This window comes from Castellaniella defragrans, from assembly GCF_014203015.1.
Lineage (GTDB): Bacteria > Pseudomonadota > Gammaproteobacteria > Burkholderiales > Burkholderiaceae_B > Castellaniella > Castellaniella defragrans.
Window position 1 is genome coordinate 12,783 of the sequence record NZ_JACHIB010000014.1, and the last position, 19,129, is coordinate 31,911.

Consider the following 19,129-nt stretch of genomic DNA (forward strand, 5'->3'; position numbering starts at 1 on the left):
AGATGACAGCCCATTGAACCCTATAGGACTACAATCTATAGTGTTCATTCATGGCTAAAAGGCCCGCTTGCGTGCTTTTACGGAAATCCGCATCTGTGAATTCCGACAGAACAGGGGGCACGCATCCGTGTCTTTCCGGCTTCCTGTAACTCCGCTTCTGCGCATCCGTGCTTCCACGCGAATGCGTTTCGGCGTTTCTGCGCTTCGGCACAAAAGCGCATCCGCGCATCGTTGGTTTCGTTGGGAGGCTGCCCGTGACCCTGCCGCTTATCACCGCTGATGAACGCGCCCGGCTGCTGGCCCACGGCGCGGTGCTCGCTGCTGGTCAGCGGCTCGACCCGCTGCCCGTGGTGCGCCTGTTCACTCTGGACGCGCATGTGACCTGGTTGCTCGTGTCGCTCGATCCTGCGGATGGCGACACGGCCTACGGCCTGATTGATCTCGGTATCGGAATGCCTGCGCTCGGGACAGTCAAGTTGTCCGATCTGGCTGGCATCGTCGGGCCGCGCAAGCTGCCCGTGCGACGCGATCGGTATTTCCACGCGGTGCGTCCGTTATCGGAGTACGTCCGGCTGGCGCAAGAGAACGGCGCGATCACGGACTGATGAAAGCCAGCGCAGCCCGGCCAGCCTGGGCGCATTGAGACTATTTCAGTCTTGGACAAGACCGGACAGGTCTGAATCGGCATTGATGCACCGAAGCGGTGCCAGTCTGATTCAAACAGTCATGACCTTTGGCAAGGGCCGCGGCACGGTATCCGATGCCGCGCACCATTTCCGGGTTGCGCGGCCGTCGCATTCAGACGATTTCCGCAACACGGCGCCGCGAAACGGTCTTGACACCCATGGTTACAGCTTAACCCGAACTTGATGAAGACCTGATGGCGTTTCGATAGCTCCCGTGCGGCGGACTTCGTGGCGACGCATCCCAAGCACAGGGAGGTCTCGCCATGACTGATCGCAGCGCCGAACACTGGTATCCGACAGCGGCCTATCTTTACGTTCTGCACCTCGACGGCCCCGCGCTGGCTTGGGAATACCTGCGCCGAAATCCCAACTACCGCCGCGACTGGCTGCGCCGTCGCCGCCGGCCAGACACGGCGCAGGCTTGGGGCTTGCGCCTGCTGGAAGACCCAGCGCTGGATGCACGCGAAGCGCATCCGGCCTGGTTCCCCGATCACGATGCCGTGGTGCTGCTTTATCCGGACGCCGACCCGCCACCCGAAGCCCATGCCTTCGAGTTCTGGCGCGTCCCTGGACGCAAGCAACTGATCCACGACGGCAAGCGCCTAGTGCTGGTGTCGCACTGGCCCGGCTGCTGCCTGCGGCTCGCGCTCGGGCCGGGCCTGGAGGACAGCATGGCCTACCTCTACGCCACTCGGGCCTGCGCCACGCCATGCGCGCGCTATCGCACGCTCGCGGCCGGGCTGGACGCCCTGGCCGTGGCCACGGTCGCCGCGCCTGCGGCGGCGGCTCGTTCCCGGCCCACGCCGGCCGCGCTACTCGAACTGCATACGCTCCAGGCGCTCGACGCGACCCTGGCGGGCGCGTCCTTGCGCGAAATGGCCGAAGGTCTGTTCGGTGCCGATGCCGTCGCCGCCGACTGGCACACCGACAGCGCCTTGCGCGCCCGCGTGCGCAGGCTGGTGCGCCGTGGCGAGGCGCTGATGCGCGGCGGCTATCGCCGCCTGGCACAGCTTCCGCCGCTACGGTTGCAGTAGGGGGGGACGTTTCGCGTCCCCCGCAGATCGTCCCTTAGCAAGAAGCCTCGCTTTCTTGAAAGTGCCTCTATCCGGCCGCGTGGTGTGGCCGGGCTTGATGGAGGTACATCCCATGCGACCTGCTCCCTTGAGACCTGCCGCCGCTGCGCCCGCGCAGCCCCAACGCTACCTGACCAACGACGAAGCCGCCGAGTATCTGCGCCTGTCGCCGCGCACGCTGGAAAAGCAGCGCGTGGTCGGCGGCGGCCCGAAGTTCCGCAAGTTCGGCCGGCGCGTCATGTACGCCGTGAGCGACCTCGATGCCTGGGCCGACCAGCGCAGCTACGAGGCAACGTCCGACCCGGAATACGCCGAGCGCCATGCAGGCGACTATCGCGATGGCCGCTGATCGTCGGCTCGCCGGTGGCCATCGTCATGTCCAGCCCATCGCTGCCATCGGGGCAGCGATCGCAGCAGCGGGAACAGCTCGACCTGTTCCGCGCGCTGCCGGGCGACGGCATGGCGCCGCGCGACAGCCAGGACTTGATGGCCTTTCCGTTCTTCTCGCTGGCGAAGTCGCGGCGCACGGCGCCGATCGACTTCCGCAGCGGGAACATCACCATCCGCGTGGAAGGCACGGCCGAGCATGGCATCGCCACGATATGGGACGCCGACGTTTTGATTTGGGCGGCCTCGCAGATCGTGGAAGCGCGCGACGCAGGCATTCGCCCGTCGCGCTTGATACACGCCACCCCATACGAAATCCTGCGCTTCATCGGGCGCGGCACGTCGCTCAACGACTACCAGCGCCTGAAAGCCGCGCTCGACCGGCTGCAATCGACCAGCGTGGCGACTTCCATCCGCGAAACCACCGGGCGACGCCTGCACCGCTTTTCGTGGGTGAACGAATGGCGCGAGCTGGCCGACGCCAGCGGCACGCCGCTGGGCATCGAGCTGATCCTGCCGGACTGGTTCTATGCCGGCGTGCTCGACGCCGCCCTGGTGCTGACCATCGACCCGGCCTATTTCCGCTTGAAGGGCGGCATCGAACGCTGGCTGTACCGCCTCGTGCGCAAGCACGGCGGGCGGCAGGAACACGGCTGGCAATTCGACTTCCGGCACCTACACCGCAAGTCCGGCAGCGCGGCGCGCTTCTCGGACTTCGCCTACGACCTGCGCGTGCTGGTCGCGCGCCAGTCGCTGCCCGGCTACGTCCTGGGCATCGAGCCGGTGCCGGGCGAACGACTAGAACTGCTGACCTTCCGGCCCGTGCCGTCCACGGCACGGGGATAACTGCGGGAAAAGGTGTGGACGGCCTCGTGCTATCAGGAGTACCGGGTATCGTGCTATCGGAAGTACGCCTCTCGTGCTATCAGGAGTACGAAAACGCCGGAAAGCCAATAACGGCGCGGGTTTGCGCCCCCTCTAACTTACCTAACAAGAAATACATAACTTTTAGTAGAAGCGCGCCGTTTCGGTGGACAACCACCCAACGGCACGGACATCCCGGCTTTCCAACACGGAGGGCCGCGCCATGATCCTCGCTCTGCTCAACCAGAAAGGCGGTGTCGGCAAGACGACGCTCGCCACGCACATCGCGGGCGAACTGGCGCTGCGCGGCCAGCATGTCGTCCTGCTCGATGCAGACCCGCAGGGTTCCTCGCTGGACTGGACGCAGCGCAGAAGCCAGCAGGGCTTGCCACGGCTGTTCAGCGCCGTGGGCCTCGCCCGCGAAACGCTGCATCAGGAAGCGCCAGAACTCGCCAGGCGGGCCGATCACGTCGTCATCGACGGGCCACCGCGCATCGCCGCCTTGGCGCGCTCCGCGCTGCTGGCGGCCGAGCGCGTGCTGATCCCGGTGCAGCCCAGCCCCTACGACCTTTGGGCCAGCTCGGAAATGGTTTCGCTGATCCGCGAGGCACAGGTGTTCCGGCCTGCGCTGCGCGCGGCCTTCGTCATCAACCGGCGCGTCAGCACCACCATCATCGGCCGCGAGGCGCGGCAATCGCTGGCCGAACAGCCGCTGCCCGCGCTGCGCTCGGAAGTGCATCAGCGCATCGTGTTCGCCGACAGCGTGGCCGCTGGCCGGCTCGCACGCGAGACAGCGCCCGACAGCGCCGCCGCCCGCGAAATCACCGCCCTGGTGGACGAACTGCTGCGGTGGCCGACATGACAGCGCAGCAGCCACCCAACAGCAAACGCATGGACAAGCGCGTCGGCATCGGCGCACGTCCGCCCGCGGATCCACACGCCGAGGCGTGGATTCGCCAGGGCGACGCCGATGCGCTGGGCAAAGGCGACCTCTACACGGCCCGCCTCACGCTTGACATCACGCCCGCCATGCGGGCGCGCATCAAGGTGTCGGCCTTCACGCAAGGCGTGACCGTGGCCGACCTGCTGCGCGGTCTGCTGGAGCGGGAGTTTCCACCGGAGAACACACCATGACCGCATCCGCTTTGCCTGCCGCGAACGCGGCACCGGCTGCGCTGCCGCTGCATCCCGTAGCACTCGCCGGACAGGCCGGCAACGTGCCGCTGACGCGCGTTTCGCTGGCCTATCTCGAACACCGCTTCAAGCTCTACCTGCGCTTCGGCGAACCCGCACGCACGCTGCGCCTGGACGACTGGCGACGCTGCGCGGTGTTCCTGCCGGGCGCGATGTTCTGCCGCATCCGCTGGCAGGCCAACGACTACGGCACGATCCGCTGGCAGCTCATGGTGATGCAGGCTTGCACACCGCTGGACGCGGCGCAGCGCATCCCCGGTGTGCAGCCGGGCGCGCGCCTGCTACTGCACGCCGGAGGCGATGCCAACGTGCGCGTCGTGCTGGAGCGCATCGACGCCATCGAGGCGCTGGGCATCGCCGCCATCGACGTGTCGCCCGCGTACTGGCGCACGCTGGGCAACCGTCTTGCGGCTCGCCTTGCGCTGCCCGAATACACCGCCGAGCGGCACACCGCCTGGCTGGCCGGGAAGGTGCAGCCATGACGGCCCCAACCACCACGGTCAACGCGCCCGCCGTACCGCCGCGTCCTCGCTCACGCCTGCGCGCTCGCATCGTGCTGGCGACACTGGCCGCCATCGGCTTCGCTGCGCTGGCCTGGGCGGCTTTCGTGTCGCCGCTGCCGCGTCTGACCTACAACCCGTCCGACAGCGTGGCGGTCGGCTGGTATCGCATCGACCCGTTCGACCCGCGCACCGCCTCGCTGCCACGTCCGTTGTCCGTGGACAGCATCGTGCTGGTGCCGCTTCCGGCCACGGCCGCCGCGCTCGCTGCGCAGCGCGGCTACCTGCCGACGCGCGTTCCGCTGCTCAAACGTGTGGGCGCGGTCGCGCCGCAACACGTCTGCATCGTCGCCGGTCAGGTACGCATCGATGGCGTGCCTTCGGCCGCCGTGCTGCCTGCCGACCGGCTCGGCCGCGCGCTGCCGTCCCTGCCGCTTTGCCGCCGTCTCGGAACAGGCGAGTTGTTCCTGTTGAGCGTGACGAATCCGGCATCGTTCGACAGCCGCTACTTCGGTCCGGTCAGCGCATCCGCCGTGATCGGCATTGCGCGCCCGATCTGGCTGGAGACACACCCATGATGGCTACCGATTCGCTGCGCTCCGGCGTGCCATCGGGCATGTCGTTCTCGCTGCTGTTGCCGTGTCGTCGCGCCTTCCGTGCGGGTGCCGATCCTGCGAATTGGGCACCGCACGTCGCGCAGCATCCGGCGCAGCCGCCCAACGTGCAGGCGTCTTGCCTCGAACGCACCCGGCCTGTGGCCGTCACCGCGTTCGCCGGCGCGCTGGCTGCTCGCGCAGCAGCGCCGCCGGGCCGCCGCTGCCCGGAGCGCCAGCGAGGGGCAAAGGCGGAAGGCAAGACAAAAGGACGCGGCACCGGGCCGCGTCGAAAGCCAGTCTGCACGTGGGGTTGGCGCGGCACGCAGCGGCTTTGCCTCCGTGCCGCTTGTGGCGCGAGGCCCGCGCCAATGCAGGCATTTCCGCGTGCTTCGCACGACAGGACACGCCAGAGCTTGCAGGGAGCGCAGCCATGAGCGACCGCCGCGATGACGATTTCCACGTGCGCCCCAGCGCCCCGAAGAACCGGGGCAAGGGCCAGGGGCAGAGCTTCGTTTCCAAGGTGCTCAAGCAAGCTGGCAAGGCCAGTAGCGGCAAGTCGGCAGTACGCTGTTCTGGGGCTGCTGGTGGCGCCGGCCAGAGGCCCGGCTCGCGCCTGGGACGCGGCCATACGGCGGCGCGCTTCGCGGGTGCGAAGCTGACGCCCATGTCCCGGCGCGTGACCATCAAGACGCTGCTGGTGAATCACCAGCGGGCCAGCCCGCAATCGCTCACCAAGCACCTGCGCTACATCGAGCGCGACGGTGTGGGACGCGACGGCGAGCCGGGTCAAGCCTACGGAGCGCAGACAGACGTGGCCGACCTCGACGCCTTCAAGGAACGCTGCGCCGAAGACCGGCACCATTTCCGCTTCATCCTCGCCCCCGAGGACAGCGCGGAGCTGGAAGACCTGCGCACCTACACGCGGCACCTCATGGGCCGCATGGAGGCCGACCTGGGCACGGGCCTCGATTGGGTGGCTGTGAACCACTGGAACACCGACAACCCGCACACGCACATCGTCGTGCGCGGGCGCGACGACACCGGCAAAGACCTCATCATCGCGGGCGATTACATCGCCGACGGCTTCCGCTACCGGGCCGCCGAGCTGGCGACCGAGTGGCTGGGGCCGCGCACCGAGCTGGAGATCCAGCAGACCTTGCAGCGCGAGGTGGAACAAGAGCGGTGGACAAGCCTGGATCGCACCTTGAAGCGCGAGGCCGGCGATGACGGCTTGGTGCATGTCGAACGGCTCAACGAACCCCCACTGCAACGCCAGCGCCTGCTGCTGATCGGCCGCCTGCAACGCTTGCAGCGCCTGGGCTTGACCGACGAGACGCAGCCCGGCACCTGGGCCGTCCAGGCCGATGCAGAAAAGACCCTGCGCGCCTTGGGCGAGCGTGGCGACATCATCCGCACGATGCAAAGGGCCATGCGCGGCGAGCCGCGCGAGCTGGCTGTGTTCGAGCCTGGAGACGATGGCCGAACCATCCTCGGCCGCGTGGCCGCGAAGGGGCTGGCCGACGAGCTGCGCGATCGGGGCTATCTGGTCATCGACGGCGTGGACGGCAAGGCCCACTATGTCGCCCTCAACGCCCGTGACGAACTGGCGAACTATCCGACCGGGGCCGTGGTGGAGGTGAAGGGATCGGCCGACATGCGCGCGGCCGACAGGAACATCGTCGCGCTGGCGAGCGATGGCCTGTACCGCACCGATCACCACCTCGCCATCGCGCAGGGCCAGGCCGTCCCCGGGCGCGACCCGCAGGAGGTCGTGGCGGCCCACGTCCGCAGGCTGGAGGCCCTGCGCCGGGCGGGCATCGTGGAGCGCCTGGCCGAAGGACTATGGAAGGTGCCGGGCGACCTGGCCGAGCAGGGCCGGCGCTACGACGCGCAGCGCATGGGCGGCGTGGCCGTGGAGCTGAAATCGCACCTGCCCATCGAACGGCAGGCGCGCGTCATCGGCGCTACTTGGCTCGATCAGCAGTTGATCGGCGGCGGCTCGGGCCTGGGCGACCTGGGCTTTGGTGGCGAGATCAGGGAGGCGCTACGTCAGCGTGCCGACTTCCTGGCCGAACAGGGGCTGGCCGAGCGGCGCGGTCAGCGCGTGCTCCTGGCGCGCAACCTGCTGGGCACGCTGCGCAACCGGGAACTGGCGCAGGCCGCCAAGGACATTGCCGCCGATACCGGCCTGGAGCATCGGCCCGTGGCCGATGGGCAGCGCGTGGCCGGCATCTACCGATGCAATGTCATGCTCGCCAGCGGGCGCTACGCGATGCTCGATGATGGCATGGGCTTCTCGCTGGTGCCGTGGAAGCCCGTGATCGAACAACGCCTCGGCCAGCAGCTTGCCGCCACGGTGCGCGGCGGCAGCGTGTCATGGGAACTGGGCCGACAGCGGGGAATGGGTATCGGATGATGGAGATAACACCACCAGCAACTGGCCTATCAGGGGAAAACCGTTTATTCTTACAAAATCCTTATCGATGTCTTGAGGGTACGACCATGACCGTCGCCGCGACCGCCACCCTGTCCAGCAAGTTCCAAATTTCCATCCCCAAGGCCGTGCGCGAAGAACAGCACTGGCAGGCTGGGCAGGAATTCGTCTTCATCCCCAAGGGCAAGGGGGTGCTGGTCATGCCCGTGCCTGAACTGGACCAGTTGGCCGGCATCGCCAGGGGTGCGCGCACCGGCGGCTACCGCGACCGCGAGGACCGCTACTGATGGCGGCCGCGGCGCCGCCGCGCGTGGTCGATACCTCGGCCTGGATCGAATGGCTCACCGGCAGCGCGTTGGGCAAGAAACTGGGCCGGCAGATCCCGGACAAGCCGCAGTGCATCGTGCCCACCATCGTGCAACTCGAACTGTCCAAGTGGCTGGTGCGCGAACTCGGCGAGGAACAGGCCGACCAGGTGATCGCCTACACGCAGAAATGCGTCGTCGTGCCGATGGACACCACCATCGCGCTGCTGGCGGCGGACCTGCACCGCGAGCACAAGCTGGCCACCGCCGACGCCATCGTCTATGCGACGGCACGGCACCAGGGGGCAGAACTGCTCACCTGCGATGCGCACTTCAAAGGGCTGCCGGACGTGGCTCTGTTTGCCAAGAGTGCCTGATTCGAGGCTCCATGCGAGGAATGAATTCCGCGCCGAATCATTCAGACCAGGATTGCAAGACCCGCATGCGATCCAATAAAATGCGAACTATTCGTATTGACACTTGGCTCGCACACGTGCTCGGCCGATAACCTGGAGGGCGCCGTGCCGGCCGCCGAACTCGCAGCGCAGCAGATTCACACCCTGTATAGCGACCACCACGCCTGGTTGCAGGGATGGCTGCGCCGCCGGCTCGGCAATGCCGCCGACGCGGCCGACCTGGCGCACGATGCTTTCCTGCGCCTCATCATCAAGCCTGCCCCGCGCGGCTTCGACAGCCACGGCGAGGCGCGCGCCTACCTGCGCGCCATGGCCCAGGGCATGTGCGTCAACCTCTGGCACCGCCGCGAAATCGAACAAGCCTGGCTCGACAACCTGGTCGGCACCGACCCGGCCGGCTATGCCGGGCTGGAAGACGGCGTGGACTACCACTGGGGCCGCATCGTCGCCGGCGCGGCGCTGACGACGCTGCTGGGCGTCGGTGCAGAGCTAGCCGCACCTGAGAACCGCCAGGACGGCAACCGTATCGTCATCGCTGGTCGTGACAGCGCCCAGGACAGCATCAATCAGGTCGGCCAGGAGATGACCCGGCGCAACATGAACATCCAGCCGACTTTGACCGAGCGGCCGGGCCTGCCGGTGCGGATCATCGTCAACCGGGATCTGGTGCTGCGACCGTACCAGCCGTTGTTCTTCAACCGGGGAGCTTCACGATGACGACGCGCAAGCTGCGGCTCGGGCCGCTGCCGAAGATGGAATCCACGAAGCTGACCTTTGCCTGCCCGGCCAGCCTGAAAGCCGACCTCGACCGCTACGCCGCGCTGCACGCGCAGACCTATGGCGAAATGGTCGATGCGGCGACGCTGATTCCGCACATGCTCGAAGCCTTCATGGCCGGGGATCGTGGATTCAAGAAAGGAACGACGGCCAAGGCGGTGCCACCGAAGCAGCCTTGATGATGCGGATGCTTCCGCCGCTATCGACCGCCACGAAAGCGCAGCCCACGGGTTGCGCTTTCGTTTTGGGGCGTGAACGCCACAGGCCGGGCTATGATGAAGTTGCGACCTTGCCCGCTGCGGTGCCCTTGGGCTTTCCACCGCGAAGCGCCTATGTGGCACCTGGCTCAAAAAGCGGCAACGGCACGCGGAGGCCGAAATTTAGCCTAACCTATTGCCCCGTAAGACCTTCTGCACCGCTGTCCGGCCGCACAAAGAACTTGACAGCGGACATTTTTCATTCACGGGACCACGGGACACGCATCATGAGCGCACTCCAGGACGCGCGCCTGCGGCTGGTGATGTTCCTCGTCACCGGCGCCATGTTCATGGAGGTGCTGGACGGCAACATCATCGCCACCGCCCTGCCGGACATGAGCCGCTCCTTCGGCATCGACGCGGTCCGGCTGAACGTCGCCATCAGCGCCTACCTGCTGGCGCTGGGCGCCTTCATTCCGGTGAGCGGCTGGATGACCGACCGCTACGGGCCGCGCCGGGTCTTCGCCTGCGCCATCGCGGGCTTCACACTGACCTCGCTGGGCTGCGGCCTGGTCGAAAACCTGCACGCTTTCGTCGTCCTGCGCGTGCTGCAGGGCGCCAGCGGCGCGCTGATGGTGCCCGTGGGCCGACTGCTGGTGCTGCGCCATACGCCGCAGGAGCGCCGCATGGCGGCGATGTCCAACCTGGTCTGGCCGGCGCTGGTGGCGCCGGTGATCGCGCCGCCGCTGGGCGGCTTCATCGCCAGCCATCTCGACTGGCACTGGATCTTCTTCCTCAACGTGCCGCTGGGCATCCTGGGCTTCGTCCTGGCGCTCTGGCTGATCCCGCCGCTGGAACCGGCGCCGCGCCGGCCCTTCGACTGGACCGGCTTCGCCCTGTGCGGCCTGGGCATCTTCGCACTGCTCGGCGCGCTGGAACGGCTGGCGGCCACGATCGACCCGGCCGGCCTCGCCCTGCTGGCCGGCGGCGCCGTCCTGGCGGCGGCCGCGCTGCGGCACCTGCGCCGCGCGGTCGCGCCGATGCTGAGCCTGGCCCCCCTGCGCATCGCCACGTTCCGGGTGGTGGCGATCGGCGGCTCGGTCACGCGGATGGCGATCGGCAGCCTGCCCTTCCTGCTGCCGCTCATGTTCCAGCTCGGCTTCGGCATGAACGCCTTCGAGGCGGGCCTGTTGCTGCTGGTGGTCTTCGCCGGCAACCTGGGGATGAAGGCGGTGACCACGCCCATCCTGCGCCGTTTCGGCTACCGCCCGGTGATGCTGTGGAACGGGCTGCTGGCGGCGGCCAGCCTGGCCGCCTGCGCGCTGCTGACGCCGTCCATGCCGCTGCCGCTGCTGCTGCCCATCCTGTTCGTCCACGGCATGGCCCGCTCGATGCAGTTCACCTGCCTGGGGACGCTTGCCTTCGCCGACGTGCCCGAGGCGCGCATGGCCGATGCCAACGGGCTGTTCAACGTCGTCTCGCAGCTCGGCATGGCCGCGGGCATCACCCTGGGCGCCCTGGCGGTACGCCTGGGCGAGGCGCTGGCCGGCGCGCTGGACATCGCCGGACAGGCATTTCCCTATCGGGTCGCGTTCATGATCGCGGCCGGGATCGCCCTGGCCGGGCTGCTCGACACGGTGCGGCTGCCCAAGGGTGCCGGCGACCACTTCGTGGCGCGGCCCCGGTAGGGACCCGCGCCGGGGCCGGACGGCGGGATCCCGGCGCGCGCGCCGCGCCGCCAGGGGCCGTCAGGGGCGCCGCCGGGGCGGCCGCCCGCCGCCTCAGGCGGCCTTCACGACCTCGATGGGCTGGCGCGTGAACAGCGCCAGCAGGTGGGCCAGTTCGGCGCGCATCTCGCGGCGGTCGACCACGCGGTCGATGGCGCCCTTGCCCAGCAGGAATTCAGCGCGCTGGAAGCCTTCGGGCAGTTTTTCGCGCACGGTCTGCTCGATCACGCGCGGACCGGCGAAGCCGATCAGGGCATTGGGCTCGGCCAGCACCACGTCGCCCATGAAGGCGAAAGAGGCCGACACCCCGCCCATCGTCGGGTCGGTGAGGACGCTGATGAAGGGCAGGCCGGCCTCGGACAGCTGGTGCAGCATGGCGGTGGTCTTGGCCATCTGCATCAGCGAGAACAGGGATTCCTGCATGCGCGCGCCGCCCGAGGACGACACGCAGACGAAGGGCATCCGCCGCTCGATGGACGCCTGGACGCCGCGGGCGAAGCGCTCACCCACCACCGAGCCCATCGAACCGCCCATGAAGGCGAACTCGAAGCACGCCAGCACCGTGGGCACCGAGAGCACCGTGCCGCTCACCACCACCATCGCCTCGGTCTCGCCGGTCTGCTTGACGGCCTCGGCCAGGCGCTCGGGGTACTTGCGCGAGTCCTTGAACTTCAGCGGGTCCATGGGGCGGGTCTGGGCGCCGATCTCCACGCGGCCTTCCGGGTCCAGCAGCGCGTCGATGCGCGCCCGGGCGCCGATGCGCATGTGGTGGCTGCACTTGGGGCAGACGTTCAGGGTGGCCTGCAGGTCTTCCTTGTAGAGGACGGATTCGCAGGAGGGACATTTGACCCACAGGCCCTCGGGCACGCGCTTGGAGGCCGAATCGCCGCTGCGGTTGATGCGCGGAGGGAGAATCTTTTCAAACCAGCTCATGGTCGGTCAACCTTCTTTCCGGATGGGTTCGATGGCCTGGCGCACCTGGGCCAGCCACTGGGCCGCCGCGCCGATGGCGGCCTGCGGGCCGTCGCGCAGGGACGCTTCCTCGATGATCTGTATGAGCTTGCTGCCGATCACCACGGCGTCGGCGTGCCGCGCCACGCGCGCGGCGCTGTCGGCGTCGCGGATGCCGAAGCCCACGCCCACGGGGATGCTCACGTGGCGGCGGATTTCCGCCAGATGGCGCGCCACGTCGTTGGTGTCCAGGTGGCCGGCGCCGGTCACGCCCTTGAGCGAGACGTAATAGACATAGCCGCGCGCCAGCCGGGCGACTTCGCGGATGCGCGACTCGGCCGAGGTCGGCGCCAGCAGGTAGATGGGATCCAGGCCGGCCCGCCCCAGCAGGGCGGCGAATCCGGCGGATTCCTCGGGCGTGTAGTCCACCGTCAGTACGCCATCCACGCCCGCCTCGGCGGCGCGCCGCACGAAGGCCTCCTGGCCCATGCATTCGATCGGGTTGGCATAGCCCATCAGCACGACCGGCGTTTCGGCGTCCTGGCGGCGGAATTCGGCGACGATGTCCAGCACCGCGCCCAGGCTGACGCCCGCGGCGATGGCGCGTTCGCCGGCCTGCTGGATCACCGGGCCGTCGGCCATGGGATCGGAAAACGGCACGCCCAGCTCGATCACGTCGGCGCCGGCCGCCGCCAGCGCGTGCATCAGCGCCGGCGTGGACGCCACCAGGGGATCGCCCGCCGTGACGTACGGGATCAGGGCCGCCCGCCCCGCCAGGGAGGCGAAACGGGTCGCCAGACGGGCATTTGAAGAAGTCATGGATGTTCCTAAAGCGGTTCCTAAACCTTGGTTCCCAAACCTTTGGAGCCCTTTGGAGCCTTCAAGGCCCTCGGAGCCTTCAAAGCGTGATGCCGCTGTATTCGGCCACGGTGTGCATGTCCTTGTCGCCCCGGCCGGACAGATTGACCAGGATGATCCGGTCGCGCGGCAGGGTGGGGGCGAGCTTCACCGCCTGGGCGATGGCGTGCGAGGATTCCAGGGCCGGCATGATGCCTTCGATGCGGCAGCAGTCGTGGAAGGCGGCCAGGGCTTCCTGGTCGGTGACGCCGACGTACTGCGCACGTCCGCTGTCGTGCAGCCAGGCGTGTTCCGGCCCGACGCCGGGGTAGTCCAGGCCGGCGGACACGGAATGGGTCTCGGTGATCTGGCCGTGCTCGTCCTGCAGCAGGTAGGTGCGGTTGCCGTGCAGCACGCCGACCACGCCGCGGTTCAGCGAGGCCGCGTGGCGGCCCGAATCCAGGCCCTCGCCGGCGGCCTCGACGCCGATCAGCCGGACGGATTCGTCCTCGATGTAGGGGTGGAAGATGCCGATGGCGTTGGATCCGCCGCCCACGGCGGCGATCACGTAGTCGGGCTGGCGGCCCGCGTCGCGCGGCATCTGCTCGCGGCACTCGCGGCCGATGATGGTCTGGAAGTCGCGCACCATCCGGGGATAGGGATCGGGGCCGGCCACGGTGCCGATGATGTAGAAGGTGTCTTCCACGTTGGTGACCCAGTCGCGCATGGCCTCGTTCAGGGCGTCCTTCAGGGTGCGCGAGCCGGATTCCACGGGCACCACGCGGGCGCCCAGCAGCTTCATGCGGTAGACGTTCGACGCCTGGCGGCGGACGTCCTCGCTGCCCATGTAGACCACGCATTCCATGCCGTAGCGCGCCGCCACGGTGGCCGTGGCCACCCCGTGCTGGCCCGCCCCGGTCTCGGCGATCACGCGCGGCTTGCCCATGCGCCTGGCGAGCAGGGCTTGGCCGATGCAGTTGTTGACCTTGTGGGCGCCGGTGTGGTTCAGGTCTTCGCGCTTGAACCAGATCTGCGCGCCGCCGAGCTGCTCGGACCAGCGCCGGGCGTGGTAGACCGGGCTGGGCCGGCCGACGAAGTGTTCCAGCTCGTAGGCGAATTCGCGCTGGAATTCGGGGTCGTCGCGGTAGCGCGCATACGCCTCGCGCAGCGCGTCCAGGGCGTGCACCAGCGTTTCGGCGACGAACGAACCGCCGAACTTCCCGAAATGCCCCTGGGCATCCGGCAGATGATAGGGTTTCAAGTCCAGTCTCGCATCAAAGGCGCCGCCGGGGATCTCCGGGCGGGCACGGGCCAAACGGCCATTTTAGCAGCCCCGTCCGGCCCGGTGCCTCCGGCCGCCCGCCCCGGCCCGGGGGAGTCCGCGCCACCCGCCGGGCGGCCCGCTCACTGCCGCGCGGCCTGGACCCCGGGCAGTTCGTTGACGGCGGCCAGCGCCTGGCGGATCTGCTCGCCATCGCGGACTTCGACGGTGAACACCATGTGCGCCAGCGAACGGCGGCTGTGGGTCGTGACGCGCACCACCCGCAGCCGCAGGCGCGCGAAGACCTCGGACAGGTCGCGCAGCAGGTTGGGCCGGTCCTGGGCGTGGATGCCGAGATCCACGGGATACATGGCCTGGCCGGTCTGGCCCCAGGCGACCTCGATGCAGCGTTCCGGGTGGCGCTGCGCCAGGACCATCCAGGAGGGGCAGTCGCGGCGGTGGATCGACACCCCCCGGCCGCGCGTGACGAAGCCTTCGATGGCGTCGGGCGGCACGGGCCGGCAGCAGCGCGCCAGCTGGGTCATCAGGGAATCGACCCCCACCACCAGCACCCCGCTCTTGCCCGTGCGGGCGACGCTGCCGGCGTCGCTGGCGTAGACGCGCGCCTCGTCGGGCTGCTCGCGGGCCGGCTCGGGCTCGCGCAACACGTGGTCGATCTGCCGCAGACTGAATTCTTCCTTGGCCGCCGCGACGTACAGGTCGTCGGCGCGGGCGAAGCCCAGCTGCTGGGCCAGGTGTTCCTGGTTGACGGCGGTGCGGCCCAAGCGCTGCAGTTCCTTTTCAACCAGGGCCTGGCCCTGGGCGATGCGCTGCTGCAGCTCGACCGCGTTGAACCAGGCCCGGACCTTGGCGCGCGCGCGCGGGCTGGCCAGGTAGCCCAGCTGCGGATTGAGCCAGTCGCGCGAGGGACCGCCGGACTTGGCGGCGATGATTTCCACCGTCTGGCCCGTGCGCAGGGGCGTGGACAGCGGCACGATCTGGCCGTCGACCCGGGCGCCCCGGCAGCGGTGGCCCAGGTCGGTGTGCAGCAGATAGGCGAAGTCCACCGGCGTGGAGCCGGCGGGCAGCTCCAGCACGCGCGCCTGGGGCGTCATGACATAGATGCGCTCGTCGGGCCGCGCGCCGGGCGCGGGCGCCGCGCCGCCCTCTTCGCGCCAGGCCAGCAGCTGGCGCATCCAGGCGATCTTCTGGTCGTATTCCCCCGCGGCCGACACCTGGCCGCCGCGGGCGCCGGCTTCCTTGTAGCGCCAGTGGGCCGCCATCCCGTATTCGGCGAAATGATGCATGTCGCGCGTGCGGATCTGGATCTCGAAGGCCCGGCCCTCGGCGTCGGCCACCACGGTGTGCAGGGAGCGGTAGCCGTTGGGCTTGGGGCGGGCGATGTAGTCGTCGAATTCCTCGGGCACCGGCGTCCACAGCGCATGCACCAGGGCCAGCGCGGCGTAGCAGGCGCGCTCGTCCTCGACGATGACGCGCAGGGCGCGCAGGTCGAAGAGCTGGCGGAATTCCAGGTGCTTGATGCGCATCTTGTTCCAGATGCTGTAGATGTGCTTGGGCCGGCCGCTGAGTTCGGCCCGGATGCCGGCTTCGGCCAGCGCCGCCCGCAGGCGCGCCATCACGTCCTCGATGAAGGCCTCGCGCTCGGCGCGTTTTTCCTCCAGCTGGCGGGCGATGGCCTTGTAGGTGTCCGGCTGCAGGAAGCGGAAGGACAGGTCCTCCATTTCCCATTTCAGCTGCCAGATCCCCAGGCGGTTGGCCAGCGGCGTGTACAGCGCCATGGTCTCGCGCGCGAATTCCGCCGGGCAGGGCGTGCGGCTGGCGGCATGCCAGCGCAGCGACTGCAGGCGCGAGGCGAGCCGCATCAGCACGATGCGCAGGTCCGCCGCCATGGCCAGCAGCATCTTGCGCTGCATTTCCTTCTGGTCGGTGCCGGACACGTCGCCGGCCCGGCCCGCGACGGCGCCCAGGCGCAGCAGGGCGCGCACGCCCTGGACCAGGGAGGTGATCTCGGGGCCGAAGGCCTTGCGCAGCGGATCGGCGCGCGACAGTTCGCCCGCCGGCACCGGCTGCACCGCCAGCAGGGCGGCCGCGCGGGTGGCCGCATCCGAATCCAGGTCGCGCAGGATCAGGACCACGGCGGCGGCGTGCGCGTCCAGGGCCTCGCCCGTGCTGGCCTGCGCGCCGCGCAGGGGCTCGCGCACCCAGTCGGCCGCCTGGCGCAGCACCGCCGCGTCCGCGTCGTCCAGCCCGCCGCGGGCGGCCTGGAACCACTCGGGGCCGAAAGGATCTGCGGAAACGGATTGCGGGGAGACACTCATGACGCCGGACCAAGGGACAACGGAGCCTTCCAACCAGGCATCCGGACTCTGAGCCTCTATACTACTTGAGTGAGTCCGGCCCCGCAGGAACGACCCCCATGACGACCCAGCTGCTCATCATCTGGCATTCCCGCACCGGCGCCGCCCTGCAGATGGCCCGGGCGGCGGCGGCCGGCGCGCAGGCGGTGGCCGACGAACTGGACGCGGGCGGGCGCTTCGACCTGCAGGTGCGCCCCGCCGACACCGTGCGCACCGAAAACCTGCTCGCCGCCGACGGCTATCTGTTCGCCGCCCCGGAAAACCTGGCGGCGCTCAGCGGCGCGATGAAGGAATGCCTGGACCGCACCTACTATCACGTGCTGGACCGGCTCAACGGCCGGCCCTACGGCGCCGTGATCACCGCCGGCTCCGACGGCGACGGCGCCCGCCGGCAGCTGGAGCGCATCTGCACCGGCTGGCGCCTGAAGCCGGTCGCGCCCACCCTGATCGTGCCCATGCGCGCCCAGACGCCCGAGGCCATCCTGGCGCCCAAGACCGTGCCCGGCGAATGGCTGGCGCGCGGCGCCGAACTGGGCGGCACCCTGGCCGCCCTGCTGCTCTGACCATTCGCACTACCCGGCGCGCGGGATCTTCGGGTTCTCCCTGATAAATTCGGTAAAATCCCGACAGGCCCGTTTCAAGGCACCCGTCTGCAAGCCCGGAGCACCCTCATGACCCACGTCGTCACCGAAAACTGTATCAAGTGCAAGTACACCGACTGTGTCGATGTCTGTCCCGTGGACTGTTTCCGCGAGGGGCCGAATTTCCTGGTCATCGACCCCGAGGAATGCATCGACTGCGCCGTCTGTGTGCCCGAATGCCCGGCCAACGCCATCTTCGCCGAGGAAGACGTCCCCCAGGACCAGCTCGACTACATCCCCCTGAACGCCGAACTGTCGCCCACCTTCCGGCCCATCAACCGCTCCGTCAGTCCGCTCCCAGGCGCCGACGACTGGAACGGCGTCGCCGACAAACTCAAGTACCTGGAACGCCCCTAGCAGCCTGCCGGCGCCTGCCGCCGGCCGCCGCCCGATCCGTCTGCAAAACCCCACATTCGGGTCATATATGATCCGTATACGGGAAATTCCGGTAGCGCTCTGTCACGTTTACCGGTACTTTAGGTTCGGATGACCGATACTCCTGCGTGTGATCCGCGCAGGGCCAGACCGACGGGAACGCCTACTCATGCTGTATGACCTGCACGAGCTCCAACGCTCGATCCTCGCCCCCTTCACGGCTTTCACTGAAACCGGTTCACACCTGTTTTCCAATCCCTACAGCCCCTTGGCCTACACCCCGTTGTCGCGGCAGTTCGCCGCCGCCTACGAGCTGGCCCACCGCGTGGGCAAGGACTACGAAAAGCCCGCCTGGAACCTGACCTCCACCCAGATCGGCGGACGCGAAGTCGCCCTGCACGAGGACATCGCCCTGGCCCTGCCCTTCTGTCGCCTGCTGCATTTCCGCCGCGACACCCGCCGCCACGACCCGCGCGTGCTGGTGGTGGCGCCCCTGTCCGGGCACCACGCCACCCTGCTGCGCGACACCGTGCGCGCCCTGCTGCCCAACCACGAGGTCTACGTCACCGACTGGATCGATGCGCGCATGGTGCCGGCGGCCGACGGCACCTTCAGCCTGGACGACTACGTCCACTACGTCCAGGCCTTTCTGCGCCACCTGGGGCCCGACACCCACGTGATCTCGGTCTGTCAGCCCACGGTGCCGGTCCTGGCCGCGATCTCGCTGCTGGCCGCCGCCGACGACCCCTGTCAGCCGCGCAGCATGACCATGATGGGCGGCCCCATCGACACGCGCAAATCGCCCACCCAGGTCAACCGCCTGGCCACGACCAAGCCCTACGAATGGTTCGAGGACAACCTGATCCATCGCGTGCCGCCGCGCTACCCGGGCGCCGGCCGGCTGGTCTACCCCGGATTCCTGCAGCACGCCGGCTTCGTCGCCATGAACCCGGACCGGCACCTGAAGTCCCACTACGACTTCTACCTGCACCTGCTGCGCGGCGACGACAGCGACGCCGAAGCCCACCGCCGCTTCTACGACGAATACAACGCCGTGCTCGACATGCCGGCCCGCTTCTACCTGGACACCATCCGCATCGTCTTCCAGGAATTCCGCCTGCCGCGCGGCACCTGGACGATCGACGGCGAGCGCGTCGATCCCTCCGCCATCCGCAAGACCGCCCTGCTGACCATCGAAGGCGAACTGGACGACATCTCCGGCCAGGGCCAGACGCACGCCGCCCACCACCTGTGCGCCAACCTGTCCCCGTCCATGCGGGAAATCCACACCGCCACCGACTGCGGCCACTACGGCATCTTCTCCGGACGCCGCTGGCGCCAGCAGATCTGTCCTAAAATATCCGCATTCATCCGATCGCATGCCTGACGGGCCCGCATTCAGGCGGAGCACCGGACGGGAAGCCGAAGGCGGTGCGCTTGCACGGCGAGGCGAACCCACGACGTGATCCGTGATTTGAATGCAAGCCCGTTTCCGGGGGACGGCTCGCGCCGTCCCCTGTGCGTTTCCGC

At 68.6% G+C, this 19,129-nt stretch carries 21 protein-coding genes; 17 read left to right on the forward strand and 4 right to left on the reverse strand.

Features of this window, described 5'->3' with window-relative positions; all coding sequences use genetic code 11:
* Positions 1-254 precede the first annotated feature (254 nt).
* From HNR28_RS12035 to HNR28_RS12100, 14 genes are all read left to right on the forward strand, one after another.
* Entirely contained in the window at positions 255-605 is a 351-nt protein-coding gene (locus HNR28_RS12035; protein ID WP_151024183.1) for a DUF2958 domain-containing protein, read from the forward strand.
* Between the two features lie 344 nt (positions 606-949).
* The gene (locus HNR28_RS12040; RefSeq protein WP_151024182.1) at positions 950-1,720 is read left to right on the forward strand and encodes a DUF2285 domain-containing protein; all 771 of its coding nucleotides are present in this window, start codon (positions 950-952) and stop codon (positions 1,718-1,720) included.
* A 112-nt stretch (positions 1,721-1,832) separates the two neighbouring features.
* Positions 1,833-2,108, forward strand: coding sequence for a helix-turn-helix domain-containing protein (locus HNR28_RS12045; RefSeq protein ID WP_011002520.1), 276 nt, complete (start codon positions 1,833-1,835; stop codon positions 2,106-2,108).
* Positions 2,109-2,134: 26 nt separating this feature from the next.
* The gene (locus HNR28_RS12050) at positions 2,135-2,992 is read left to right on the forward strand and encodes a replication initiator protein A (protein WP_184142914.1); all 858 of its coding nucleotides are present in this window, start codon (positions 2,135-2,137) and stop codon (positions 2,990-2,992) included.
* Positions 2,993-3,233: 241 nt separating this feature from the next.
* On the forward strand, positions 3,234-3,872 hold the full coding sequence (parA, locus tag HNR28_RS12055) for a ParA family partition ATPase (protein ID WP_049445250.1): 639 nt from the start codon (positions 3,234-3,236) through the stop codon (positions 3,870-3,872).
* Positions 3,869-4,144, forward strand: coding sequence for a chromosome partitioning protein ParB (locus tag HNR28_RS12060; protein ID WP_151024179.1), 276 nt, complete (start codon positions 3,869-3,871; stop codon positions 4,142-4,144). Before parA ends, HNR28_RS12060 begins: the two co-directional genes overlap by 4 nt.
* The gene (locus tag HNR28_RS12065) at positions 4,141-4,686 is read left to right on the forward strand and encodes a DUF2840 domain-containing protein (RefSeq protein WP_151024178.1); all 546 of its coding nucleotides are present in this window, start codon (positions 4,141-4,143) and stop codon (positions 4,684-4,686) included. The genes HNR28_RS12060 and HNR28_RS12065 overlap by 4 nt, the downstream gene beginning before the upstream one ends.
* The gene (locus HNR28_RS12070) at positions 4,683-5,282 is read left to right on the forward strand and encodes a S26 family signal peptidase (RefSeq protein ID WP_151024177.1); all 600 of its coding nucleotides are present in this window, start codon (positions 4,683-4,685) and stop codon (positions 5,280-5,282) included. Before HNR28_RS12065 ends, HNR28_RS12070 begins: the two co-directional genes overlap by 4 nt.
* 448 nt (positions 5,283-5,730) lie before the next feature.
* Positions 5,731-7,716, forward strand: coding sequence for a relaxase/mobilization nuclease domain-containing protein (locus tag HNR28_RS12075; RefSeq protein WP_151024175.1), 1,986 nt, complete (start codon positions 5,731-5,733; stop codon positions 7,714-7,716).
* Between the two features lie 86 nt (positions 7,717-7,802).
* Complete coding sequence (locus HNR28_RS12080; protein WP_151024174.1) at positions 7,803-8,021, forward strand: AbrB/MazE/SpoVT family DNA-binding domain-containing protein; 219 nt, start codon at positions 7,803-7,805, stop codon at positions 8,019-8,021.
* Entirely contained in the window at positions 8,021-8,416 is a 396-nt protein-coding gene (locus HNR28_RS12085; RefSeq protein WP_151024173.1) for a type II toxin-antitoxin system VapC family toxin, read from the forward strand. Before HNR28_RS12080 ends, HNR28_RS12085 begins: the two co-directional genes overlap by 1 nt.
* A gap of 144 nt (positions 8,417-8,560) precedes the next feature.
* Entirely contained in the window at positions 8,561-9,172 is a 612-nt protein-coding gene (locus HNR28_RS18530; protein WP_151024172.1) for a TrbI/VirB10 family protein, read from the forward strand.
* Positions 9,169-9,411: a DUF2274 domain-containing protein gene (locus HNR28_RS12095; RefSeq protein WP_151024171.1), complete on the forward strand. Its 243-nt coding sequence runs from the start codon at positions 9,169-9,171 to the stop codon at positions 9,409-9,411. The genes HNR28_RS18530 and HNR28_RS12095 overlap by 4 nt, the downstream gene beginning before the upstream one ends.
* Before the next feature lie 305 nt (positions 9,412-9,716).
* On the forward strand, positions 9,717-11,117 hold the full coding sequence (locus tag HNR28_RS12100; RefSeq protein ID WP_151024170.1) for an MFS transporter: 1,401 nt from the start codon (positions 9,717-9,719) through the stop codon (positions 11,115-11,117).
* Between the two features lie 93 nt (positions 11,118-11,210).
* Here the strand turns inward: HNR28_RS12100 and accD are convergent, their stop codons facing one another.
* The 4 genes from accD to HNR28_RS12120 form a co-directional block, all read right to left on the reverse strand.
* Positions 11,211-12,089 (reverse strand): acetyl-CoA carboxylase, carboxyltransferase subunit beta, encoded by an 879-nt coding sequence (accD, locus tag HNR28_RS12105; RefSeq protein WP_043680851.1) that lies wholly within the window; start codon positions 12,087-12,089, stop codon positions 11,211-11,213.
* Between the two features lie 6 nt (positions 12,090-12,095).
* Positions 12,096-12,926, reverse strand: coding sequence for a tryptophan synthase subunit alpha (trpA, locus tag HNR28_RS12110; protein ID WP_043680848.1), 831 nt, complete (start codon positions 12,924-12,926; stop codon positions 12,096-12,098).
* A 79-nt stretch (positions 12,927-13,005) separates the two neighbouring features.
* On the reverse strand, positions 13,006-14,205 hold the full coding sequence (trpB, locus tag HNR28_RS12115) for a tryptophan synthase subunit beta (protein ID WP_151024169.1): 1,200 nt from the start codon (positions 14,203-14,205) through the stop codon (positions 13,006-13,008).
* Positions 14,206-14,348: 143 nt separating this feature from the next.
* Positions 14,349-16,544: a RelA/SpoT family protein gene (locus tag HNR28_RS12120; protein WP_151024168.1), complete on the reverse strand. Its 2,196-nt coding sequence runs from the start codon at positions 16,542-16,544 to the stop codon at positions 14,349-14,351.
* Between the two features lie 98 nt (positions 16,545-16,642).
* Here HNR28_RS12120 and HNR28_RS12125 point away from each other — a divergent pair, with 98 nt between their 5' ends.
* From HNR28_RS12125 to HNR28_RS12135, 3 genes are all read left to right on the forward strand, one after another.
* A complete protein-coding gene (locus tag HNR28_RS12125) occupies positions 16,643-17,146 on the forward strand; it encodes a flavodoxin family protein (protein ID WP_151024167.1) in 504 nt (167 codons plus the stop codon).
* A 108-nt stretch (positions 17,147-17,254) separates the two neighbouring features.
* Positions 17,255-17,581, forward strand: a complete 327-nt coding sequence (fdxA, locus tag HNR28_RS12130) for a ferredoxin FdxA (protein ID WP_151024166.1) — start codon at positions 17,255-17,257, stop codon at positions 17,579-17,581.
* Positions 17,582-17,768: 187 nt separating this feature from the next.
* Entirely contained in the window at positions 17,769-18,986 is a 1,218-nt protein-coding gene (locus HNR28_RS12135; RefSeq protein WP_151024165.1) for a polyhydroxyalkanoate depolymerase, read from the forward strand.
* The last annotated feature ends 143 nt before the right edge of the window (positions 18,987-19,129 follow it).